The 22913-nt window shown below is 66.3% G+C and carries 19 protein-coding genes; 13 read left to right on the forward strand and 6 right to left on the reverse strand.

Annotation, left to right across the window (positions count from 1 at the left end):
- Positions 1 to 115 precede the first annotated feature (115 nt).
- Entirely contained in the window at positions 116 to 673 is a 558-nt protein-coding gene (locus tag OG203_RS38505; protein ID WP_405162122.1) for a hypothetical protein, read from the reverse strand.
- A 235-nt stretch (positions 674 to 908) separates the two neighbouring features.
- Here OG203_RS38505 and aceE point away from each other — a divergent pair, with 235 nt between their 5' ends.
- From aceE to OG203_RS38545, 8 genes are all read left to right on the forward strand, one after another.
- Entirely contained in the window at positions 909 to 3815 is a 2907-nt protein-coding gene (gene aceE, locus OG203_RS38510; RefSeq protein WP_405162123.1) for a pyruvate dehydrogenase (acetyl-transferring), homodimeric type, read from the forward strand.
- A gap of 11 nt (positions 3816 to 3826) precedes the next feature.
- A complete protein-coding gene (locus tag OG203_RS38515) occupies positions 3827 to 5161 on the forward strand; it encodes a PucR family transcriptional regulator (protein ID WP_405162124.1) in 1335 nt (444 codons plus the stop codon).
- A gap of 128 nt (positions 5162 to 5289) precedes the next feature.
- Positions 5290 to 6204 (forward strand): ACP S-malonyltransferase, encoded by a 915-nt coding sequence (locus OG203_RS38520; RefSeq protein ID WP_405162125.1) that lies wholly within the window; start codon positions 5290 to 5292, stop codon positions 6202 to 6204.
- 119 nt (positions 6205 to 6323) lie between these two features.
- Positions 6324 to 6623 (forward strand): meromycolate extension acyl carrier protein AcpM, encoded by a 300-nt coding sequence (gene acpM, locus OG203_RS38525; RefSeq protein ID WP_150408150.1) that lies wholly within the window; start codon positions 6324 to 6326, stop codon positions 6621 to 6623.
- 10 nt (positions 6624 to 6633) lie between these two features.
- On the forward strand, positions 6634 to 7884 hold the full coding sequence (locus tag OG203_RS38530; RefSeq protein ID WP_405162126.1) for a KasA/KasB family beta-ketoacyl-ACP synthase: 1251 nt from the start codon (positions 6634 to 6636) through the stop codon (positions 7882 to 7884).
- A 117-nt stretch (positions 7885 to 8001) separates the two neighbouring features.
- Positions 8002 to 9435, forward strand: a complete 1434-nt coding sequence (locus OG203_RS38535; protein WP_405162127.1) for an acyl-CoA carboxylase subunit beta — start codon at positions 8002 to 8004, stop codon at positions 9433 to 9435.
- Between the two features lie 176 nt (positions 9436 to 9611).
- Positions 9612 to 10994 (forward strand): C4-dicarboxylate transporter DctA, encoded by a 1383-nt coding sequence (dctA, locus tag OG203_RS38540; RefSeq protein WP_405162128.1) that lies wholly within the window; start codon positions 9612 to 9614, stop codon positions 10992 to 10994.
- Positions 10995 to 11223: 229 nt separating this feature from the next.
- The gene (locus OG203_RS38545; RefSeq protein ID WP_405162129.1) at positions 11224 to 11706 is read left to right on the forward strand and encodes a winged helix-turn-helix transcriptional regulator; all 483 of its coding nucleotides are present in this window, start codon (positions 11224 to 11226) and stop codon (positions 11704 to 11706) included.
- Here the strand turns inward: OG203_RS38545 and OG203_RS38550 are convergent.
- On the reverse strand, positions 11679 to 12374 hold the full coding sequence (locus OG203_RS38550) for a nitroreductase (protein WP_405162130.1): 696 nt from the start codon (positions 12372 to 12374) through the stop codon (positions 11679 to 11681). The genes OG203_RS38545 and OG203_RS38550 overlap by 28 nt on opposite strands.
- A gap of 139 nt (positions 12375 to 12513) precedes the next feature.
- Between OG203_RS38550 and OG203_RS38555 the strand changes: the two genes are divergently transcribed.
- Positions 12514 to 15723, forward strand: a complete 3210-nt coding sequence (locus tag OG203_RS38555) for an Eco57I restriction-modification methylase domain-containing protein (protein WP_405162131.1) — start codon at positions 12514 to 12516, stop codon at positions 15721 to 15723.
- On the opposite strand, the gene OG203_RS38560 is transcribed toward OG203_RS38555, so the two are convergent.
- Positions 15724 to 16347 carry a TetR/AcrR family transcriptional regulator gene (locus tag OG203_RS38560; protein ID WP_405162132.1) on the reverse strand — a complete coding sequence of 208 codons (624 nt, stop codon included), beginning with the start codon at positions 16345 to 16347 and terminating at the stop codon, positions 15724 to 15726.
- Between the two features lie 205 nt (positions 16348 to 16552).
- Between OG203_RS38560 and OG203_RS38565 the strand changes: the two genes are divergently transcribed.
- On the forward strand, positions 16553 to 17188 hold the full coding sequence (locus OG203_RS38565; protein WP_405162133.1) for an SDR family NAD(P)-dependent oxidoreductase: 636 nt from the start codon (positions 16553 to 16555) through the stop codon (positions 17186 to 17188).
- A 104-nt stretch (positions 17189 to 17292) separates the two neighbouring features.
- Positions 17293 to 18288: a GAF domain-containing protein gene (locus OG203_RS38570; protein ID WP_405162134.1), complete on the forward strand. Its 996-nt coding sequence runs from the start codon at positions 17293 to 17295 to the stop codon at positions 18286 to 18288.
- Between the two features lie 23 nt (positions 18289 to 18311).
- Here the strand turns inward: OG203_RS38570 and OG203_RS38575 are convergent, their stop codons facing one another.
- The 3 genes from OG203_RS38575 to OG203_RS38585 all read right to left on the reverse strand — a co-directional run bounded on the left by OG203_RS38575 (position 18312) and on the right by OG203_RS38585 (position 20255).
- A complete protein-coding gene (locus OG203_RS38575; protein WP_405162135.1) occupies positions 18312 to 18449 on the reverse strand; it encodes a hypothetical protein in 138 nt (45 codons plus the stop codon).
- A gap of 331 nt (positions 18450 to 18780) precedes the next feature.
- On the reverse strand, positions 18781 to 19296 hold the full coding sequence (locus OG203_RS38580; protein WP_405162136.1) for a gamma carbonic anhydrase family protein: 516 nt from the start codon (positions 19294 to 19296) through the stop codon (positions 18781 to 18783).
- Positions 19293 to 20255: a GlxA family transcriptional regulator gene (locus tag OG203_RS38585; protein ID WP_405162137.1), complete on the reverse strand. Its 963-nt coding sequence runs from the start codon at positions 20253 to 20255 to the stop codon at positions 19293 to 19295. Before OG203_RS38585 ends, OG203_RS38580 begins: the two co-directional genes overlap by 4 nt.
- A gap of 71 nt (positions 20256 to 20326) precedes the next feature.
- Here OG203_RS38585 and OG203_RS38590 point away from each other — a divergent pair, with 71 nt between their 5' ends.
- Both OG203_RS38590 and ald read left to right on the forward strand, forming a co-directional pair.
- Positions 20327 to 21091 (forward strand): MBL fold metallo-hydrolase, encoded by a 765-nt coding sequence (locus OG203_RS38590; RefSeq protein ID WP_405162138.1) that lies wholly within the window; start codon positions 20327 to 20329, stop codon positions 21089 to 21091.
- Positions 21092 to 21792: 701 nt separating this feature from the next.
- Positions 21793 to 22908, forward strand: a complete 1116-nt coding sequence (gene ald, locus OG203_RS38595; RefSeq protein WP_405162139.1) for an alanine dehydrogenase — start codon at positions 21793 to 21795, stop codon at positions 22906 to 22908.
- Positions 22909 to 22913 lie beyond the last annotated feature (5 nt).

Consider the following 22913-nt stretch of genomic DNA (forward strand, 5'->3'; position numbering starts at 1 on the left):
CCTCAACTCCCGACAATAGGTAGTTGCAAGCGAACATGGTTATGGCCTCCAGCGCAAGCCGATCCGAAGAAAATGGCCCGGAATGTCGCGTGACAATGTTGTGTCATGGACCGGTTCAGCGCTTCGGGCAGGCGTCGCGGACGGCGTTGCGCGCGTCGTTGACCCGCCTACTTGCCTCGTTGAGCGGCCCGACAGGCGCGGTGTAGGTCATCTTGCGAGTCTCCGCGGACAGCGCGCGCGCCGCTGTGACGTAGTCGGTGAATTTTCCGGCCAGATCCGCGGGCATGGCGTCCTTCGCGGTGTTGACTCCGGTCTCCACCTTGTTCGCGGCGTCATCGAGGGTTGACGCGGCAAGTTCTCGCTTGGCCGCGTAGTCGCCCGCGTTGGCGTCGTGCGCGTCGACGAACTCGTTGTACTTGGAGACGCCGACACCGGTGGTGGTCGGGAACTGGGCACAGTTGTCGGTGATCGCCTTGTCCTGCGCGGCAGCGCGCTTGGACGAGGCGGCCGCCGACGACGCGGCCGCCGCCTCCGTCTTATAGGCCGCTACATCAGCGGTGTTGGGGTTGGCCGTGCCTTCGACCCGGTTCGCGCAGCCGGCTACGACCAAGCCGACAACGACCGCTCCGGTCGCGCACACCAATCCGAACCCGCGCGGGTCCAGGGTCTTCATCGTCCTCCCGTTTGACGTGCGCCTCATTCGGCGCTCGAAAACTACAGCGGCCTGGGCTCATGTTGCCCAGCGCACGGTACTGGATTTCCTGCTGACATGATGACCTGGGGCACACCATCGGCAAGGATGGAGGGTGCGCCCCGACCTTTCGTAAACGAGTGGTACGCAAACCCACGCGCCGCCACTCAGGGATACCGACGCTATCCGCTTGTCCACCCCTGTACGAGGAGCAGATTTGACCGACCTGATCCACTCTTCCGCTCCAGCGCAACCCGCTGGATCCGAGTCCGCCGCTCCGGCCGGCCGCGATCCGAACGGACCGCAAGCCCAGCCGACCGAGCGCGTGCGGGTGATCCGCGAAGGGGTGGCGTCCTACCTACCGGACATCGACCCGGAGGAAACCAGCGAATGGCTCGAGTCGTTCGATGAGATGCTCGATCGTGAGGGCCCCGGCCGAGCGCGTTACCTCATGCTCCGTCTGTTGGAGCGGGCCGGTGAACGCCGTGTCGCCATCCCCGCGTTGACGTCGACCGATTACGTCAACACCATCCCCACCGAGAACGAGCCGTGGTTCCCCGGCGACGAAGAGGTGGAACGGCGCTTCCGCGCCTGGATCCGCTGGAACGCCGCGATCATGGTGCATCGCGCGCAGCGCCCGGGAATCGGTGTCGGCGGCCACATTTCGACCTACGCGTCCTCGGCGGCGCTGTACGAGGTCGGCTTCAACCACTTCTTCCGCGGCAAGGATCACTCCGGCGGCGGCGATTCCATCTTCATCCAGGGGCATGCCTCGCCAGGCATCTACGCGCGCGCCTTCCTCGAGGGCAGGCTCGGCACCGACCGGCTCGACGGCTTCCGCCAGGAGTACAGCCACGGCGGCCCCGGCCACGGCGTGCCGTCGTACCCGCACCCGCGGCTGATGTCGGACTTCTGGGAATTCCCAACGGTTTCCATGGGTCTCGGCCCGATGAACGCCATCTACCAGGCGCGGTTCAACCACTACCTGCACGACCGCGGCATCAAGGACACCTCCGATCAGCATGTGTGGGCGTTCCTTGGCGACGGTGAGATGGACGAGCCGGAATCGCGCGGCCTCGCGCACGTCGCGGCGCTGGAGGGCCTGGACAACCTGACCTTCGTGGTCAACTGCAACCTGCAGCGCCTGGACGGCCCGGTGCGCGGCAACGGCAAGATCATTCAGGAGCTGGAGTCGTTCTTCCGCGGTGCGGGCTGGAACGTCATCAAGGTGATCTGGGGTCGGGAGTGGGACGCGCTGCTCGGCGCGGATCGCGATGGCGCGCTGGTGAATCTGATGAACTCCACGCCCGACGGTGACTACCAGACCTACAAGGCCAACGACGGTGCCTACGTGCGCGACCACTTCTTCGGCCGCGACCCGCGCACCAAGGCGCTCGTGCAGGACCTGTCCGATCAGGACATCTGGAACCTCAAGCGCGGCGGCCACGACTACCGCAAGGTGTACGCCGCCTACGCGGCCGCGATGGCACACAAGGGTCAGCCGACGGTGATCCTGGCCAAGACCATCAAGGGCTACACCCTCGGCAAGCACTTCGAGGGCCGCAACGCCACGCACCAGATGAAGAAGCTGACGCTGCAGGACCTCAAGGATTTCCGTGACCTGCAACGGATTCCGATCACCGACGCCGAGTTGGAGAAGGATCCGTACCTGCCCCCGTACTACCACCCCGGCATGGAGTCACGCGAGATCCAGTACATGCTGGATCGGCGCAAGGCACTGGGCGGCTACCTGCCCGAACGACGCACAACGGCAAAGCCGCTGCAACTTCCCGGCGACGAGGCGTACAAGTCGGTGCGTAAGGGCTCGGGCAAGCAGAGCGTGGCCACCACCATGGCGCTGGTGCGGCTGATGAAGGAGCTGCTGCGGGACAAGGAGATCGGCAAGCGGATCGTGCCGATCATCCCGGACGAGGCCCGTACCTTCGGTATGGACTCGTGGTTCCCTTCGTTGAAGATCTACAACCGCAACGGCCAGTTGTACACATCGGTCGACGCCGAGTTGATGCTTGCCTACAAAGAGAGCACCGTCGGGCAGATCCTGCACGAGGGCATCAACGAGGCGGGATCGACCGCGTCGTTCACCGCGGTCGGTACCTCGTACTCGACGCACGGCGAGCCGATGATCCCGCTGTACATCTTCTACTCGATGTTCGGTTTCCAGCGCACCGGCGACGGATTGTGGGCAGCGGCAGATCAACTCGCGCGCGGTTTCGTGCTCGGAGCAACCGCCGGGCGAACCACGCTGACCGGTGAGGGTCTGCAGCACAACGACGGCCACTCACTGCTGCTCGCCTCCACCAATCCGGCCGTGGTCACCTACGATCCGGCGTTCTCCTTCGAGATCGCGCACATCATCCGGGACGGTCTGCGTCGGATGTACGGCGGCGGCACCCCGGACCCGGGTCCGTACGCGGTGCCCGGCACCGATACCCGCAAGGCGGACGGCGGCTTCGGCGGCGAGGACATTTTCTACTACATCACCCTCTACAACGAGCCGTACCAGCAGCCTGCCGAGCCGGACGGCGTCGATATCGCCGGACTGCTCAAGGGCATCTACCTGTACAAGCAGGGCGGCGAGGGCGACGTGCGGGCGCAGATCCTGGTCTCCGGCGTCACCGTGCCGGACGGCCTGCGCGCGCAGGCGCTGCTCGCCGAGGACTGGGGCGTGCAGGCCGACGTCTGGTCGGTGACCTCCTGGGGTGAACTCCGCAAGGAGGCACTGCACCGCGAGATCGCCGCACTGCGTTACCCGGACGAGGACCACGGCACCCCGTACATCACCGAGGCGTTGTCCCGGGTCGATGGCCCGTACGTCGCCGCGACGGACTGGATGCGCGCGGTGCCGGACCAGGTGCGCAAGTGGGTACCTGGCGACTTCATCACACTCGGCACGGACGGCTTCGGCTTCTCCGACACCAGGGCAGCCGCCCGCCGCGTGTTCAATGTCGACGCGCAATCGATCGTGGTGGCCGCCCTTTCGGGCCTGGCGAAGGCCGGAAAGATCGACAAGGCCAAGGTGATCGAGGCCGCGACCAAGTACCGCATCGACGACGTCGACGCCGCGCCGAAGAACGCGTCGAGTTCCGATGGGGACGGCGAGTAGCGGACGATTGGATGGTGGACCGTAAACCGCCGCGGCCGCGACGGATCTCCGAGGGCTCTTCCGAGCATGAGGTGTATCTGCCGACGGGCGCGCTCTCCCCGAACCGGCAAACCCGCGACCCACTACCGGACACGCTGCTCAAACGCGTGAAGCAGTTCTCAGGCCGTCTCTCTACCGAGGCGGTCGGGTCGATGCAGGATCGGTTGCCGTTCTTCGCCGATCTGGACGCCGCGCAGCGCGCCGGTGTCCAGATGCTGGTGCAGACCGCGGTGGTGAACTTCCTGGAATGGCTACAGGACCCGGACAGCGACATCCGGTTCAGCCTCGACGCGTTCCAGGTGATTCCGCAGGATCTGGCGCGGCGGCTGACGCTGCGCCAGACCGTCGACATGGTCCGGGTGGCCATGGAGTTCTTCGAACAGTGGCTGCCCGCGCTCGCGCGCAACGATCGGCAGCTGGTCGCGCTCACCGAGGCGGTGTTGCGGTACGGGCGTGAGCTCGGCTTCGCCGCCGCCTCGGTGTACGCGAGCGCCGCCGAATCGCGTGGCGCGTGGGACACCCGGCTCGAGGCGCTGGTCGTCGACGCCGTGGTGCGTGGCGATACCGGTCCGGACATGCTGTCGCGGGCCGCCACGTTGAACTGGGACGCCACCGCACCGGCAACGGTGCTGGTCGGTACCCCGCCCGGCGAGCAAGGCGTGTCGTCGGTGGGGTCGGTGCACGCGATCGCCGCCAGGCACGGCCGGGCCGCGCTGGCAGTAGTACAGGGCACCCGGCTGGTGATGGTGGTCAGCGGCCACCTCGGCGACTCCTCTTATATATCGCCGTTTCTGGCAGACCTGCTGGCCGAGGTCTTTTCCGACGGTCCCGTCGTGATCGGCCCGACCACCCGCACGCTGGGCGCCGCGCACGCCAGCGCGGTCGAGGCGCTGGCCGGAATGGAGGCCGTGGTTGGCTGGCGCGGCGCGCCACGCCCGGTGCATGCGACCGAATTGCTGCCGGAACGCGCTTTGCTCGGCGATCGGGCTGCGATCGACGCGTTGAACGAGTATCTTGTCCTTCCGTTGGCCTCGGCGGGATCGTCACTGGCGGACACGCTCGAGGCCTATCTGGATTGCGGTGGAGCTGTCGAGACGTGCGCGCGTCAGTTGTACGTCCATCCAAATACCGTTCGCTACCGCCTCAAACGGATTGCCGAAATCACGGGTCGTGATCCGATGAATCCGCGGGACGCGTATGTGCTCAGAATCGCCGCCACCGTGGGTCGTTTGACACGAACCCGTAACGAACCGTCAACACCTACCCCAGAGGCCACTCATTTCACAGTGGGCAACGAGGGCCTGTAACGGAATTCGTGGGACGTTCGATCCGGGTCGACCCACGTGGCCTTTTGTGGGACTCCCACAAAACGCGAGGGCAAGCTTCATTCGCGTCGACATCTCCAGCGAGGCACCTCACAGTGTTCTCTTAGGGAGTGATCGCGTTGTTTGCCCCTGGACAGGGGTCCCAGACTCCCGGCATGCTCGCGCCCTGGCTCGATCTCCCTGGCGCGCGTGACCGGCTCATCCTCTGGTCCATGGCCTCCGGCCTGGACCTGGTTCGCCTCGGCACCATCGCGACGGCGGAGGAGATTACCGATACCGCAGTGACCCAGCCACTCGTCGTGGCCGCCGCGTTGCTCGCCTACTCGGAAATCCCCACGGATTCACTTCCGGCCGCTAGCATCGTCGCCGGGCACTCGGTCGGTGAACTCGCCGCCGCCGCTGTCGCCGGGGTCATCTCCTCGGACGACGCGGTGAAGTTGGCCGCCATCCGCGGAGCGGAGATGGCCAAGGCGTGCGCGTTGGAACCGACCGGCATGTCCGCGGTGCTCGGTGGCGATGAGGCCACCGTGCTCGCACGGCTCGCGGAACTCGACCTTGTTCCGGCCAACCGCAACGCGGCGGGCCAGATCGTGGCCGCGGGCCGGTTGGACGCGCTGGCGGAACTCGCCGCGAACCCGCCGGAGAAAGCACGGATTCGCGCGCTGCCCGTCGCGGGTGCTTTCCACACCGCGTTCATGGCACCGGCACAGGAGGCTGTGACCGACGCCATAGCGCAGATCGTGCCGAACAACCCGACCAGGACCCTGCTGTCGAACTTCGACGGCAAGCCGGTCACCTCGGGACGCGACGCGATCAACAAGCTTGCTGCTCAGGTCACCCGGCCCGTCCGATGGGACCTGTGCACCGAAACCGTAAGGCAGGCCGAGGTTTCCATGGTGGCAGAGCTGCCGCCAGCTGGCACCCTCGTCGGCATTGCGAAACGGGAGCTGAAGGGCACGCGCACACTGGCCCTGAAGACCCCGGAAGACCTCCCCGCGTTGGCCGGAGTAAGCATCTCCGGCTAGCTTTCCTCCCGCAGCCATGCATCAATATGCGCGGTTGTGACCGAGCGGACGTAACCATCGGCCGTCTCGATCCGAAAAACCAGTACAAGCCCTACAAAGAACAAGAAGGGAGCCACGAAGTGGCCGCTCTGACCCAGGAACAAATCGTCGAGGAACTCGGCAAGATCATCGAAGAGGTGACGGGTATCGAACCCTCCGAGGTGACGATCGAGAAGTCCTTCGTCGATGACCTGGACATCGACTCGCTGTCCATGGTCGAGATCGCGGTTCAGACCGAGGACAAGTACGGCGTGAAGATCCCGGACGAGGATCTGGCCAGCCTGAAGACGGTCGGCGACGCTGTCGGCTACATCCAGAAGCTCGAGGCGGAGAACAGCGAAGCCGCCGCGGAGCTCAAGGCCAAGTTCGACGCCGAGTAGGGCTGACACTGTGACCACTCCTTCCACCTTGAACGGGAACTTCCCCAACGTCGTCGTCACTAGCCTGGCGGCGACCACGTCGATCGCTGGTGATGTCGATGCGACGTGGAAGGGACTCCTCAACGGCGAGAGCGGTATCGACGTTCTCGAGGATTCCTTCGTCGAGGAATACGACCTTCCGGTCCGCATCGGCGGTCACCTGAAGGTCCGGCCCGAGACCCTGCTGACCCGAGTCGAGTGCCGGCGCATGGCGTACGTCGAGCAGCTCGCGACCGTTCTCGGTCGCGAAGTCTGGCGTAACGCAGGCAGCCCGGAGGTCGACCCGGAACGGCTGGGTGTGGCTATCGGCACCGGGTTGGGTGGCGGCGACGCCCTCATCGACTCGGTCGACAAGCTGAAAAGCGGTGGCTATCGCAAGATTTCGCCGTTGGCTGTGCAGATGGTCATGCCGAACGGTCCTTCGGCCGTTGTCGGCCTCGAATTGAAGGCCAGGGCAGGAGTGGTCACTCCGGTCTCGGCATGCTCGTCCGGCTCCGAGGCCATCGCCAACGCTTGGCGGATGATCGTGATGGGCGATGCGGACATCGTCGTCACCGGTGGCGTCGAGGGTTACATCGACGCGGTGCCGATCGCGGCGTTCAGCATGATGCGTGCCATGAGTACCCGCAACGACGATCCGAAGGGTGCCTCGCGTCCGTTCGACAAGGATCGCGACGGTTTCGTCTTCGGTGAGGCGGGCGCTCTGATGGTCATCGAGACCGAAGAGCACGCCAAGGCACGCGGCGCCACCATTCACGCTCGTCTGCTCGGTGCCGGTATCACCTCAGATGGTTTCCACCTCGTCGCACCCGCCCCCGATGGCGTCGGTGCGGCACGGGCGATGACCCGAGCGCTGCAGACCGCTGGTCTGACCGCGAAGGACATCACCCACGTCAACGCGCACGCGACCGCTACGCCGATCGGTGATACCGCCGAGGCGAACGCGATCAACCTGGCGATCGGCAAGCACGCCTCGGTGTACGCCCCGAAATCCGCACTCGGCCACTCGATCGGTGCCGTCGGCGCGCTCGAGTCGGTGCTCACTGTGCTCAGCATCAGGGATGGCATCGTCCCGCCGACGCTGAACCTGGAGAACCTGGATCCGGCGATCGATCTGGACGTGGTTCACGGCGAAGCTCGCCGCCAGGAGATCGAGTACGCGATCAACAACTCCTTCGGTTTCGGTGGGCACAATGTCGCGCTCGCCTTCGGTCGGGCATAGCCGCTTCGACTGACTGCACAACGAGCCCGGCGGGACCTGGCCAACAGGCCGGGTCCCGCCGGGGTTCGACATACTGCAGCCGCTGTAGCGGCGCACTCGAGGTGAGGAGAAAACGCGATGACCATCATTGCTCCCGCGTTGCAACAAGACACGGCGCTAGATCCGCGTGATCCGCTCGGTCGTCTGCAGCGCTTCTTCGATCCCGGCACCCTGCTTCCGTTGCACCCGCGCGACAAGTCCGGTGTGCTCGCCGCCATCGGCGAGGTCGACGGTGTCCGCACCGTCGCCTACTGCTCCGACGCCACCGTGATGGGTGGCGCGATGGGCGTCGAGGGGTGCAAGCACATCGTCGACGCGATCGACACCGCCATCGACTCCGGCGTCCCGATCGTCGGCATCTGGCATTCCGGTGGTGCCCGGCTCGCCGAGGGTGTCGAGGCACTGCACGCCGTCGGACTGGTCTTCGAGGCCATGGTTCGCGCGTCCGGCCTGGTACCCCAAATCTCCGTGGTCGTCGGCTTCGCCGCGGGTGGCGCCGCCTACGGTCCCGCACTCACCGACATCGTGATCATGGCCCCCGAGGGCCGCATCTTCGTCACCGGCCCGGACGTGGTGCGCAGCGTGACCGGCGAGCAGGTCGACATGGCGACCCTCGGCGGACCGGTGACGCACGGCAAGAAGTCCGGCGTCACCCACATCGTCGCCGATGACGAGGCCGACGCGGTGCACCGCGCGCGCCGCCTGGTGTCGATGTTCGCCGAGCAGGGCGAGTTCGATCTGCGCGCCGCCGAGCACGGCGACGTCGATCTCAAGGCGATGCTGCCCGAATCGGCCAAGCGCGCCTATGACGTGAAGCCGATCATCCACGAGCTGCTCGACAACGTCGACGGTGAAAGCTCGTTCGAGGAGCTGCAGGGCGGTTACGCGCGCAGCATCGTCACCGGTCTCGGTCGGCTGGCCGGGCGCACCGTCGGCGTGCTCGCCAACAACCCGATCCGCCTCGGTGGCTGCCTCAACTCCGAAAGTGCCGAGAAGGCAGCGCGTTTCGTGCGACTGTGCAACTCGTTCGGCATCCCGCTCATCGTGCTCACCGACGTTCCCGGCTACCTGCCCGGCGTCAGCATGGAGTGGGAAGGTGTTGTCCGCCGCGGCGCCAAACTGCTGCACGCGTTCGCGGAGGCCCGCGTTCCCCGGGTCACCCTTGTCACCCGCAAGATCTACGGTGGTGCCTACATCGCGATGAACGCCCGTTCGCTCGGCGCGACCGCGGTGTACGCGTGGCCCGGCTCCGAGGTCGCGGTGATGGGTGCCAAGGCCGCCGTCGGCATCCTGCACAAGAAGGCACTGGCCGCCGCGCCCGACGACGAGCGTGAAGCGTTGCACGAGCGTCTCACCGCTGAGCACGAGCGCATCGCGGGTGGCGTCGAGCGCGCGATCGCGATCGGCGTGGTCGATCAGGTGATCGATCCGGCCAAGACGCGCAGCATCATTGCCGCCGCGTTGGCGTCGGCGCCGTCGCGGGCCAGCCACCTGAAGAACATCCCGCTGTAGACGAACCAACAGAGTGGGCCCCGGATATACCCGGGGCCCACTTTCGTTGTCCGGCAAGTACTTCGCGCGCCGGGGGGAGGGTCGCCGCACGCCTTTCGCGCGGATATATCTCGGGGGACTTAGGGCCGCAACATCGGGGATACGGGTCCGATACATCGGGTTCGTACGGTTCGCGGATGACCGTGACGATCGACTCCGCTGTAGCAACGCCGACCGGGCGGAGACCACCGTGGTATCGCTCGTTGTTCGTGCAGCTCCTGGTGGCGATCGTGGCGGGGATCGTGGTCGGCGCCTGCTGGCCGGGGTTCGGGGCCGACTTGAAACCGTTGGCGGACGGGTTCATCAAGCTGATCAAGATGGTGATCGCGCCGATCATCTTCTGCACCGTCGTGCTCGGTATCGCGCATGTGGGGGACATGAAGGCGGTGGGGCGGATCGGGGTGAAGGCGCTGATCTACTTCGAGGTTGTCACCACGTTCGCGTTGTTGTTCGGGTTGGTGGTCGGCAATCTGGTGAAGCCGGGGGCCGGGTTCGATATCAACCCGCAGACGCTGGCGACGGGTGCCGAGCAGATCGCGAAGACAACCAAGAACGGTGAGCTGCCGCACACGGTCGACTTTCTGCTGAATATCATTCCGGCATCGGTGATTTCGGCGTTCGCGGAGAACGCGCTGCTGCAGGTGTTGTTCTTCGCGGTGCTGTTCGGCTTGGCGCTGGCGAAGCTCCGGGAGCGGGCGGGGACGGCGGCCGACGGCGTGGGTAAGCCTGTGCCACCGGTGATCCTGGACGGCATCGACCACATCGGGCGGATCTTCTTCACCATCATCGGCTGGATCATGCGGCTGGCACCGCTCGGCGCGTTCGGGGCGATGGCCTATATCGTTGGCCAGTACGGGCTGTCCTCGCTCGGCAGTTACGGCAAGCTGATTGCCTGCTGTTACCTTGCGGCACTGCTGTTTCTGCTGATCCTTGCGGTGCTGGCGCGGGTGTTCGCCGGGGTGAATCTGTGGAAGTTCGTCATGTACATCAAGGACGAACTGTTCCTCGCGCTCGGCACCGCCTCTACCGAAGTTGTGTTGCCGCGCATCATGATCAAGCTCACCGCGGCCGGTTGTTCCAGGGCGACCACGGGACTCGTTGTGCCGACAGGATATTCGTTCAATCTCGACGGCGCGACGCTGTATCTGTCCATCTGCGTGCTGTTTCTGGCGCAGGCGCTCGGTGTGGATCTGAGCCTGGGGGAGCAGATCACCGCGGTCGGCGTGCTGATGCTGACCTCGAAAGGCATGGCGGGCGTGCCGGGTTCGTCGTTCCTTGCGCTGTCGGCCACCATCACCGCGATCGGCCACGGCTCGATTCCGGTGGCCGCCGTCGCGCTGCTGCTCGGCGCCGATCGCCTCATGGACTCCATGCGGGTCACGGTGAACCTGCTCGGCAACTGCGTCGCCACGTTCGTCGTCGCGAAATGGGAGGGTCAGCTGGACACCGAGCGGATGCGCAAGGTGCTCGATGGGGAGGATGTTCCTCCGTCGGCGGACGTCGACCCGAGGTCAGGGTGAGCCTGCTCGGCAGCAGCATTGCTGAAGTGCCGTCGTGGAGCATTGCTGAAGTGCCGTCGTGCCGACTTGGCTGTGCGGCGTCTTCCGGCGGCGGCCGTTTCCGAGTTGGCGCGAAATGGGAGGGGTAGCTGGACAGCAGCGGATGTGCAAAGTGCTCTACGGGGAGCGCGTTCCACCTGCCGGTAACGAGGTCGGCCGTCGTGCAAGCGGTGCTCGGTAGCATCGAGAAGTGCGCTACGAAGAACTTGCCGACGTGCCGTGCTCGATCACGCGCCCGCTCGTGATCTTCGGCGACCGCTGGACCCTGCTGATCCTGAAGTTCGCGTTCTCCGGTATTCGCCGCTTCAACGGGTTCCAGAGCGCGCTCGGTATTTCGCGCAGCCGCCTGCAGGACCGGCTCGACCGGCTGATCGAACACGACATCCTGGTCAAGCAGAAGGCCGAGGTCGGCGCGCACGAGGAGTACCGGCTCACCCAGAAGGGTCATGACATCTATCCGATTCTCATGGCCATCCGGGACTGGGGCGATGCTTACATGGCGCCCGACGGCCCGCCCGTGCGCTACACCCACCAGGACTGCACGGGCGAGGCGCACACGAAACTCGAATGCGACGTGTGTGGCACGGAACTGACCGCACGCGACGTGCTTCCCGAGGCCGGACCGGGTCTGCTCGATCCGGCCGATCAGTCCGTGCACCAGGTCGCTACCTGAGCCAGGTCCTCGCGCGAGGTGCGGAATCCGTTGACCGGGTGCTCGGTGTCCGGATATCCGAAGGAGATCCCGGCGACCACCCGGCGATTGTCCGGGATGCCGAAGTAGGCGCGGATGAACGGTGCGTACGACGCGAGCGCGGCCTGCGGTGCCGCCCCGAGTCCGAGGCTCTGTGCGCCGAGCAGAAAGTTGCCGAGGTAGAGGCCACAGTCGACGGCGCCGTAGACACCGAGATCCGCCTCGGTCGTCACGATCGCCACGTGCGGTGCGTCGAACAGTTCGAAGTTGCGCACCGCCTGCCGCATCGTCTTCTCGTGGTCGCCCTTGCTGATGCCGACACTGTCGTACAGCTGCAACCCGCACGCGCGCCGACGGTCCCGGAACGCTCCGGTGTACTGCGCGGGGAACGCGAAATCCGGTTCCGGCGTTGCGGTTTGGACGTGCGCGAGCAACTCCTTACGGAACCGATCGGTGCCGGCCCCCTCGGTCAGCACGACCTGCCACGGCTGAGTGTTGCACCAGGAGGCGGTGCGCTGCGCCAGTCGCAGCAGCGTCTCGATGACCTCCCTCGGCACCGGATCGGCAAGGAACTGCCGACAAGTCCAGCGTTCATCGAGCATCCTCGCCAATACCGTGAACTGCTCGGTGGCCGCATCGGCTGTCGTCATCCCCGCTCCTCATTTAGGTTCCATTATGAGACCAAACGCTAGCATCGAACGGCGTGGTGCGAAACGGTTGCGCCTCGCTTTGTGCCCGGCGTTGCGCATTGCCCTGAATGCCACGCTCTGACAAGGCAGAATCCAGCACATGGCGTCCGGAGCCCCCGCCGCGCACGATCGCAAGCGGCACGGCAGGCACTACACGCCGCCCGAGCTCGCGCGCTTCCTGGCCGGACGGCTGCTCACCCATGTGCCGCGCCCGGAATCCGGCGTGCTGCGAGTACTCGACCCGGCCTGTGGCGACGGGGAGCTGCTGTTCGCCTTGCGAGACGAGGCCGCGATCCGGCTGCCAGGGATCCGAGTCGAGTCGACCGGCTACGACCTCGACGCGACGGCACTTGCCGCGGCCCGAGCGCGGGCTGCGGGAACCGGCGTCGACTGGCACGTCGGCGACTTCCTCACGGCATCCGAAGAACTCGCGGCAGGTTCATTCGACGCCGTAATCACGAACCCGCCCTATGTACGGACCCAACAGTTGGGCGGGGCCACCGCGCAGCTGCTCAGCAAGCAATTCGGGCTACGCGGCCGGATCGACCTGACCCACCCGTTCGTCGCGACATTGCCCCGACTGCTGTGCCCCGACGGGATCCTCGGCTTGTTATGCGCCAACAGATTCCTAACCACCAAGGCGGGCGCGAACATCCGGCGGTTACTGCTCGCCGAGCTGACACCGGTCGAGCTGTACGACCTCGGCGACACAAAGTTGTTCGAAGCGGCCGTCCTACCCGCGATCACCATCGCCACCCGTGGCGGGGGCGGCGCCGAATGTCGATACGTCTCCGCGTACGAGGTTGAGAGCGGCGAAAATGCCTCGCAGACAGGCCTTTTCGATGCATTGCTGGCTGATCGTGGCTGCCTGGTCGCGCACAGCGGACGAACCTTCGCGGTCGAGGTCGGCACCCTGGTTACCGGACAGGCGACCCGTTCGGGAATGGAAACCTCAGGCGCACAGCAAGTTTCCGCGATGATCCGTGCGAACGGCCCTGAGCCGAGCGTCAACCTGCGGACCGACGATGCGCGGCAATCTGGTGGGCCAGGCGTGAATATAGAGGTCGGGGATGCGCGGGAATCCGATGGGTCAGGCATAGATCTGCGTGCCGACGGGCCGCTGCGACCTGATGGGTCGAGCGCGGCCCTGCGAGCCGAGGGTCCGCGACAAGCTGACGGGCGGAAAGTCGACCTTCAGGCCGAGGGTGCGCTGCAATCTGATGAGCCGGACACGGACCCGCAGGCCGAGGGCGCGCGGCAGCCTGGTGGGTCGGGCGCGGATCTGGGGGCCGAGCGTGCGTGGGGTTCTGATGAGCCGAGTATGAACCTGCGGGCCGAGGGGGTGCGGCAACGTGATGTGCCGAGCGTTTACCTGAGGAATGACGGACCGCTGCGATCTGATGGATCAGGCGTGGATCTGCGGGCCGAGGGTGCGCGGTTGCCTAATGGATCGAGCGTCAACCTGCGGGCCAAGGACGCACGGCAATCTGGTGGGCAGAATGTGGATCTGGGGCCCGAGCGTTCGCGGCAATCTGATGAGCTGAGCGCGAGCTTTCAGGTCGACGGTTGGCGGCAGCCTGATCAGCCGGGCATGGACCTTGGGGCCGAGGAGGCGCGGGAATCCGATAGGCCAGGCGCAGATCTCGGCGCCGGGAGTGCGCGGCTGCCTAATGAATCGAGCGTCAACCTGCGAATCGACGGCGCACGACAATCTGGTGAGCCGAGCGTGAATCTGGGGGCGGAGGGCGCGCGGCAATCTGGTGGGCTGGGTGTGGATCTAGGGGATGGGGGACCGCTGCGATCCGATGAGCCGAGCGGGTCCCCGTGGGCCGAGGGACCGCTGCGATCTGATGGGTCGGGCGCGGATCTGCGGGCTCGAGGCGCGCGGCTGCCTGATGGGGCGGGCGTGGACCTGGGGGATGGGGGACCGCTGCGATCCGATGAGCCGAGCGGGTCCCCGTGGGCCGAGGGACCGTTGCGATCTGATGGGTCGGGCGTGGATCTGCGGGCTGAGGGTGCGCGGCTGCCTGATGGGTCGGGTGTGAATCTGGGGCCCGAGGGTGCGCGGCAACCTGAGGAGCCGAGCAAGAACCTGCGGGCCGAGGGGCTGCGGCAACGTGATGTGCCGAGCGTTTACTCGGGGGATGGGGGACCGTTGCGATCTGATGAGCCGAGCGGGTCCCTGCGGGCCGAGGGACCGCTGCGACCTGATGGGTCGAGCGCGGCCCTGCGGGCCGGGGGTCCGCGGCAAGCTGACGGGCGGAATGTCGACCTTCAGGCCGAGGGTGCGTTGCAATCTGATGAGCCGGACGCGGATCCGCAGGCCGAGGGTGCGTTGCAATCTGACGGGTCTGGTGTGGTTCTGCGGGCCGAGGGTCCGTTGCAACCCGGACCGACTCGCGCGCGGCAGTCCCTGCCTGAACCACCGTCCAAACCGGCCGGGCGACGAAAAACTGTGCGGCGCACAGCGGAACCGGAGACTGCGTGGCGCATGTCGAACGCTGAGGTCGATGCCTGGCTCGGCGGTGTTGCGGCGTCGACCTGGCGGACATTCGGCGAGGTTGCGCGAATTCGGGTGGGGATCAAGACAACTGCTGACAAGGTGTTCATCTCCGATCGGTGGTCCGACGTCGAGCCGCCCCCAGAACCGGAGCTGTTACTCGAGCTGATCACCCACCACGATCTCGAACCCTGGCGAATAGCCCGATCGCACGACACTCGCGTGCTGTACCCCTACGACTTGATTCGGCCGAACCGCACGCCGATCGATCTGAACGAATTTCCCTGTGCCGCTGAATATTTGCGCGCCCACAAGGACACGTTGGCCGCCCGCCACTACCTCGGTCCTAGCGGCCGGGAATGGTTCGAGATCTGGGTACCGCAGCGCCCGCACCTATGGCGTGAGCCGAAGTTGGTGTTTCCGGATATCAGCGAGCGCCCGAGGTTCGCGCTCGATCGATCGGGCGCGGTGGTGAACGGTGACTGCTATTGGATTTCGCTACCTGATCTGTCCGCGACCCCGGCCGACGCAGACCAACTGGCGTATCTGCTGATGGGCGTGGCGAATTCGGCGCTCGGACTGCGGTTCTACGACGCGGTCTGCGGGAACCGGCTGTACTCGGGCAGGCGGCGCTGGATCACCCAGTACGTGTCGCGGTTACCGCTGCCGAATCCGGGATCGGCACGCGCGGCGGCCGTCATCGAGCTGGCTCGTGAGCTCGTCGACGGCCGGGTGCCGGACGCGGCGGCGCGGGCCGATCTCGATGCGCGGGTGGCCGCGGCGTTCGCGGTGTCGCTGCCCGCGTTCTGACTATGCGGTGAGGTGCACGCCAACCATGGGCATCAACGTCCGGCGGGCGAACTCGCGGGCGGCGTCCCGATCGGTGACCGGGATGAGCCCGTCCGGGGTGAGGGCCAGCGACAGCGCGAGCCGGGCCATGATCTCGGCGACCAGATCGGCGTCGAAGTCGTGGGTGTTCTCGGTGTCGCGCAGTTCGCGCAGCTTCTCCGCGAGGTAACCGCGGCCGACGGCGAGGATCGGGCCCGCGTCGGTGGTCAGCCGGGGCAGGATCAGGTCCGGTTCGGTGCGCAGCAGGCGGCGCAGCAGTTCGTTGTTGGCGATGGCGGTGATGAACGCGACGAAGATCTCGACCAGCTGGTCCTCGGAGCCGGAGACGGCCCGCACCTGCTTGTCGATCATCGCGACGAAACGCTGCGCCTCCCGCACGCTCACCGCCTCTACCAGCTCGTTCTTCGATTCGAAGCGGCGGTAGAGGGTGGCGGGACTGATGCCTGCGCGGCGGGCGATTTCGCCCATGCTCGTCCGTTTGATGCCGAAGTCCAGGAAGGCCGAGAGCGCGCTTTCCAGGAGTTTCTCGCCGTCGGCGACGGGCTTGTCCAGGATGCGCTGCAGCATGGGCGGGACAGTTGGCATCTGGTCTCCAGTCGATTCGCGCGAGGGCCGAGCGTGCGCAATGGCGTCGCGACGGTGCGGGTGATGGACCTTCATTATTTCACCGGCGTGCGGCGGCCTGGTCGCGGATCGCCGGAATACGGCATAGGTCGCGGGTCCGGCTCTGTGTGGTTAGCCTTCATGGATATCCGATATGGATGTCGAATCGGCTGGAAAAGGTTGAGCCGTGGCATATTTCGCTAATCGTGTGGCGGCGATAACGGGCGCGGGCTCCGGCATCGGCCGCGAACCGGCGCTGGCGCTCGCCCGCGACGGCGCCCTGCTCGCGCTGTCGGACAAGTCGCCCGAGGTCGTCGCGGAGACCGGGCGGCTCTGCGCCGCCGTTGGCCTCGAGCCGACGGTGACCACCCTCGATGTCACCGACCGGGTGGCGGCGCTCGACCACGCCGCAGCGACCGTCGCGCAGTACGGGCGGTCGATGCGCTGTTCAATCATGCCGGGATCCTGCACGTCGGCGGGGTGGCGGAGTCGCCGTTCAGCGATTTCGAGCGGGCTCACCGACTCGCTGCGCCAGGACATGCGGGCCGCGGGCGGCAAGGTCCGGGTGACCGGCGTGTATTCGGGTGGCGTGCTCACCACCATCGCGCGGTCGGCGAGTGTCGCGTCCGGTATCGACGCGGTGGCGGTCGCGCGACGGTTCGAGGGGCATGTCGCGCGCACCAGTCCCGATGTGGCGGCTCGGACGATTCTGCGCGGTGAGGCGAAGGTGCTTGTCGGACTGGACGCCCTTGTTGTGGACCTAGTCACAAGGTTCACCGGCTCTTGTCACGAACGAGTGCTGGACATGGTATTTCGTTCCTGACCGCGTAGCACCGCGTGGTCGGGAACGGGTGATGTTGAAATGTCAACTGGTCGAACACTTCTCACGGCCGTCAATGATCCGGCGCTATCGATCGGCTGCGGCTGATGGCGAAATGGATCCTGGTCGAATGCTTTTCGGGCGTGCCGGGCACGGTGATCGCGTTCGGCGCCGCGCCGAAGTCCTTTGTGTCGCTGAGCAATATCCTGCGTAACCCACTGTCGCTCGCGGACGCGGAATCGGCTCTCGCGCAGGCCTGTCGGAGTCGCGCCGTGGTCGCGTGCGTATCGGAGGACGGGCGGCGCACCGTGCGGGCCGAGCCGTTGCTCATCACGCCGGAGCGGGCACATGCCGTTCGGCTCTACATCGGGCCGGTCGGTGAGCCGCTGCCGCCGCGAGAACCGGTGGGGGCGTGGTACTTCAACCTCACCACCAACCGGTCGGTGCGCAGCGTGGACCTGCTCGATCTGTACGGCGTCGCACCCCAGGATCGGGAGGCTGAGTTAGCCATCGCCGGTGCGTTCACTCGGTTGGTCACCAATCGGGACGAGAGTGCGGCGCTGGCGAAGATCGTGAATTCCGCGCCGGGCACCGAGCATCAGGCGGTGTGGACGGTCCGCCGTGACGACGATGCCTTGCGCGCAGGGCATTTCGCCTGCCGGATCATTCTCGAGGCCGATGCCAACGGGCGCAGGGAAGTGTTGTTCCGCGGGGTGACTCAGGACATCGGTGCCGCGATCGCGGTGCCGTCCGCACCGCCGCCGATGATTCTGGAGTATCAACTGCTGGAGGCGTCAACGGCGCCGGGGGAGTATCGCGCGATCGTGAATCTGCGTTCGCTGCAACTGATTCGCTGGATCGGGCCGCCCATGCCCGGTATCGCCTGGGCGGATCTGCCCGGTCAGCCGCCGCCGCAGATCCATCCGGACGATCTGACCGCCGCGCTGGAGATGTCACGGGAGTTGGCGCGCCATCGCGCCGAGGGCAGGCTGCGGCTGCGCCGAATCGATGGTGGCTGGCAGACGGTGCGTGTGCGGGCCGCGCTGATGGCGTTGGATCAGCACACTACGGCTGGACTTGCCACGGTCACCGCGGTCGAATGACACGCGGTGACCGTGGGTGGAAATCATTGACGCGGTAAGTTCAGCGCCGCCATTTCCTGCTCGATCGCATTCGCGGCGAAATTTACCCCGCTGGAACGCAATTCATGGACTCGCCGTTGTAATGCCTCGACGCCGCCCGGCTGGGCCGCGATATCGGCCACGCTGATCCGCCCCGTGGACCGGTGCATACTCGACTGTGCGTATGCCATCACCGTGATACCTCCTGCCTGCACGCTCACGACCACGCCTCGCGGCTACGTCGTGCGCGACCGTGCGTTGCGATATCACCACGCTCGCTCACGACGACTTCATCGTGCGCGATCGCGTCCTCGCTCGCTACGCTCGCATACGGACCCACCGACCCAGAGGTGGGTTATCCACTGCGCTACAAGCCGCACGACTACCGTTTCGGCAGGAGACCCCGGGTCACCGGGCACGCTGGGAAAATGTTATCAGCGATTCCTACTGGTCGCTTGATCAGTGTGCGCTGTCTCACACCTCTTTTGCGGCACGGTGATTGGCCGTGTTGTGTAGGTACACAGTCCCATTCAGTCGAATGCCGTCCTGCTCGGTTTCGCTGAGTTCGCGCCGGACCTTGCCCGGTACTCCCGCGACGAGCGATCCGGGCGGAATCTGCGCACCCTCGGGAATCAGCGCGTTCGCCGCGATCAGGCTGCCCGCGCCGATCACCGCGCCGTTGAGCACGGTGGCACCCATGCCGACCAGCACATCGTCGCCGACCGTGCAGCCGTGCAGGATCGCGTTGTGCCCCACCGAAACTCCGCTGCCGACGGTGAGCGGGAAGCCCGGATCGGCGTGCAGCACGCAGCCGTCCTGGATGTTGGTTCGTTCGCCGACGCTGATCGCCTCGAGGTCCCCGCGCAGCACGGCGCTGTACCAAACACTCACCTCGGCCGCGAGCCGCACCCGCCCGATCACCGTCGCGTTGGGCGCGACCCACGCGCTCTCGTCGATATCCGGGGCGAACTCGCCGATCTGAATCCTCATGCGGACGAACCTAGCCGTGCGCCCTGGAACAACGCGCGGTGGGCGGCGGGGCTGGTACCGAGGATGCGATGGAAGTGGTGGCGCAGGCTCACGGCGGTGCCGAAGCCGGTGTCGGTGGCGATGCGTTCCATGGTGTCGTCGGTGGTTTCCAGCAGCAGCCTGGCGCGGTCGGTGCGCTGGTGCAGTAGCCATTGCTGTGGGCTGTTTCCGGTGCGGTCGCGGAAGCGGCGGGTGAAGGTTCGGCGCGACATCAGTGCGATGCGCGCCCAGCCGTCGAGATCGATCGGTTCGCCGAGATGTGTTCTGGCCCAGACCATTGCGCGTTCGATGGGGTCGTCGTCGGTGGCGTCGGGGACGGCGATCGGGATGTACTGGGCCTGCGATCCGCTGCGGTGCGGCGCGGTGACGAGTTCCCTGGCCAGTTCGGTCGCGGCGCGGCTGCCGAGGTCGTTACGCACCAGGTGCAGGCAGCAGTCGAGGGCCGCGGCGACGCCCGCCGAGGTGATCACGTCGCCGAGGTCCGACCACAGTGTGTCGGCGCGGACCAGGACCGCGGGGCAGGCGCGGGCCAGCGCGGCGGCACCGGCCCAGTGCGTGGTCACCTCGCGGCCGTCGGCAAGCCCGCTGGCGGCCACCGCCCACGAGCCGAGGCACAGGCCGACGATCCGCGCGCCCGCGGTGTGCGCCTGGTGCAGGGCGGTGCGCAGGTCCTCGGACAGCGGCATGTCGCGTTCCCAGCTGGGGATGATCACGGTGTCCGCGCGGACAAGCCGGTCAAGGCCGTGGCGCACCTCGATGTCGAAACCCGCTGGGGTGCGCAGGGTTCCGGGTTGCTCGGCGCATACGTCCACTTGGTACGGCGCCTTTCCGCCGATGCCGACGCGGCCGAAGACCAGGCTCGGCACGGACAGATGGAATGGGCTCATGCCGTCATAGGCGAGAACAGCGACCGTGTGCATGGCCCGATTTTAGCGATAGGCGGCTCGCGGGCCACTGTTGGGTGCGTTGCCGGATTGACAAGCTCAATGGCATGACCGACATCACCACCACTCAGCTCGAAGTTCTCCACATCGGCGGACCCACCGTTCGCCTCCGGTACGCGGGTCACACCTTCCTGACCGACCCCACTTTCGACGAGCCCGGCGACTACCCGGGCCCGGTTACGCTGCACAAGCTCATCGGTCCGGCGGTGCCGGTGGATCAGGTCGGTGCGGTGGACATTGTGCTGCTCTCGCACGATGAGCACGCCGACAACCTGGATAACTCCGGACGCGAATTCCTGAAGACTGCGGGGACGGTGCTGTCCACGCCCGGTGCCGCGGAACGCATCAATGGTGTTCGGGGACTGGAGAATTGGGAGACCATCACCATCTCCGGGATTCGGATCACCGGGGTGCCCGCGCTGCACGGGCCCGAAGGGTGCGAGTCGTTGACCGGGGTCGTGACCGGGTTCGTGCTGCAGGCCGATGGTCAGCCGACTGTGTACGTCTCGGGGGACAACGCCTCGGTCGATCGGGTCGCGCAAATCGTTGAACGGATCGGGCAGATCGACGTCGCGGTGCTGTTCGTCGGCGCGGCGAATGTCGGTCACTTCGGCGATATCGACCTCACATTGAACGCGCGTACCGCGGTGCTCGCGGCCGAGGTGCTCGGCGATGCGGTGATCGTGCCGGTGCACGGCGAGGGGTGGGTGCATTTCAGTGAGACGCTGGATCGCCTGAGTTTGCTGTTCGAGTACGCGGGGCGCGGGAAGCAGCTGCGGATTCCGCCGCTTGGCGAGGAGATCGCTGTCTGACGGATACCCGGTCTGAGCGGACATCTTTGCTTGATGTTCTGCGCGTGGTGACGCGTTGGGCGTGAAAGTGTCCGCTCTGACCGGGCTTATCGCCTGCGCTACTTGAATTGGTTGGCGAAGTTTGGCAATTCGAGGACGAGCGCTGGACGCCTGGTGGGAGATCGCTGTTTGCCGAGTGTCCGGTCTGAGTGGACATCTTCGCTGGTAGTTCTGCGCGAGGTGATGTGTTGGGCGTGAAAGTGTCTGCGCTGACCGGGCTTTGGGCGAAGTTTGGCAATTCGAGCACTGGATCGCTGGCAGTCCGGCGATTCAGTACTCGTTTAGTCGAGGTGGCGCGGCGGGGAATGGTCTTCGCGTTCGTGTTGGCCGGGTTCGTGCTGCCCGAATGGCCGTCAGTTTCGTGTTGGTGGGTTGGTGTTGCGGGGTTTGGTTGTCGCGTTCGTGTTGGTCGAGGTTGGTGCTGCCGGGATTGGTCGTCGCGGTCGCGTTGGTCGGGTTCATGCCGCCAGGGCGTTCCATTCGATGGGTTGCCCGGTGACGAAGCGCTATGCACCCTCGAACAGCACTGATTGTTCAGGCAACCGTCGGTGCACTGATCAACTTGCGCAGAAACCGCCCCTCAGCGCGGGGCCTCGTGATCATCGTGTGACACCCGCGCGTCGTTCGTGGCGTGCGCCGGGTGCGGGGTTCACGATGGCGTTATGAAGATCGGAGTTCCACGGGAGGTCAAGGAGCAGGAGTTCCGGGTTGCGCTCACTCCGGCGGGGGCCGGGGAGTTGGCCGCGCACGGACATGAGGTGCTGATCCAGGCAAGTGCGGGCGTCGGGTCGGGGTTCGTCGACGCCGACTATGCCGCCGCGGGGGCGCGGCTGGTGCCTGTCGCGGATCAGGTCTGGTGGGAGGCCGACCTAGTTTTGAAGGTGAAGGAGCCGATCGCCGAGGAGTATCCGAGGATGCGGCGCGAGCAGGTGTTGTTCACCTACCTGCACCTGGCCGCGTCGCGCGAATGCACCGACGCCATCCTGCGGTCCGGGATCACCGCCATCGCCTACGAAACCGTGCGCGCCGCCGACGGTTCACTGCCGTTGCTCGCGCCGATGAGTGAGGTCGCTGGCAAGCTCGGCAGTCAGGTCGGCGCCTACCATCTGATGGCACCGTTGGGCGGTGCCGGCATGCTGCTCGGCGGTGTGCCTGGCGTGCGTCCGGCCGATGTGGTGGTGCTCGGCGGCGGTGTCGCGGGTTCCAACGCGGCCGCGGTCGCCGCCGGGATGGGCGCGCGAGTCACCGTGCTGGACACCAACTTGCACCGCCTGCGCGAGTTGGACGCACGTTTCGACGGCCGAATCGCCACCGTTGCCTCGAACACCGCCGAGATCCAGCGCGCCGTCTCATCCGCCGATCTCGTCATCGGCTCGGTCCTGGTGCCCGGCGCCCGCGCCCCCAAACTCGTCCCCGACGACCTCGTCGCCCAAATGCGCCCTGGCTCAGTACTTGTCGACATCGCCATCGACCAAGGCGGCTGCTTCGCCGGTTCCCATCCCACCACCCACGCCAATCCCACCTTCCACGTACACAATTCGCTGTTCTACTGCGTAGCGAACATGCCGGGCGCGGTACCCCACACCGCAACCGTCGCCCTCACCAACGCCACCCTCCCGTACATCCGCGCGATCGCCGACCTCGGCTGGAAAGAAGCCTGCACGTCCCACTCCGACCTCGCCCACGGGTTGACCGCGGATGCGGGAAGGTTGTTGTCGGTGGAAGTCGCTGCGGCACATGGGTATACAACGCCTCAACCGGTTGGGCTAGCAGGCTGAGGGCT

This window comes from Nocardia sp. NBC_01499 (genome assembly GCF_045040275.1).
Classification (GTDB): Bacteria; Actinomycetota; Actinomycetes; order Mycobacteriales; family Mycobacteriaceae; genus Nocardia.

Bases quoted from the DNA above. Each gene is read 5' to 3' on its own strand.
- OG203_RS38560 (WP_405162132.1), bottom strand. From the start codon at position 16,347: ATGCCAACTGTCCCGCCCATGCTGCAGCGCATCCTGGACAAGCCCGTC.
- dctA (WP_405162128.1), top strand. From the start codon at position 9,612: ATGACCGTGACGATCGACTCCGCTGTAGCAACGCCGACCGGGCGGAGA.
- OG203_RS38535 (WP_405162127.1), top strand. From the start codon at position 8,002: ATGACCATCATTGCTCCCGCGTTGCAACAAGACACGGCGCTAGATCCG.
- OG203_RS38555 (WP_405162131.1), top strand. From the start codon at position 12,514: ATGGCGTCCGGAGCCCCCGCCGCGCACGATCGCAAGCGGCACGGCAGG.
- OG203_RS38580 (WP_405162136.1), bottom strand. From the start codon at position 19,296: ATGAGGATTCAGATCGGCGAGTTCGCCCCGGATATCGACGAGAGCGCG.
- OG203_RS38505 (WP_405162122.1), bottom strand. From the start codon at position 673: ATGAAGACCCTGGACCCGCGCGGGTTCGGATTGGTGTGCGCGACCGGA.
- ald (WP_405162139.1), top strand. From the start codon at position 21,793: ATGAAGATCGGAGTTCCACGGGAGGTCAAGGAGCAGGAGTTCCGGGTT.
- OG203_RS38590 (WP_405162138.1), top strand. From the start codon at position 20,327: ATGACCGACATCACCACCACTCAGCTCGAAGTTCTCCACATCGGCGGA.
- OG203_RS38515 (WP_405162124.1), top strand. From the start codon at position 3,827: ATGGTGGACCGTAAACCGCCGCGGCCGCGACGGATCTCCGAGGGCTCT.
- OG203_RS38585 (WP_405162137.1), bottom strand. From the start codon at position 20,255: ATGCACACGGTCGCTGTTCTCGCCTATGACGGCATGAGCCCATTCCAT.
- OG203_RS38570 (WP_405162134.1), top strand. From the start codon at position 17,293: ATGGCGAAATGGATCCTGGTCGAATGCTTTTCGGGCGTGCCGGGCACG.
- OG203_RS38550 (WP_405162130.1), bottom strand. From the start codon at position 12,374: ATGACGACAGCCGATGCGGCCACCGAGCAGTTCACGGTATTGGCGAGG.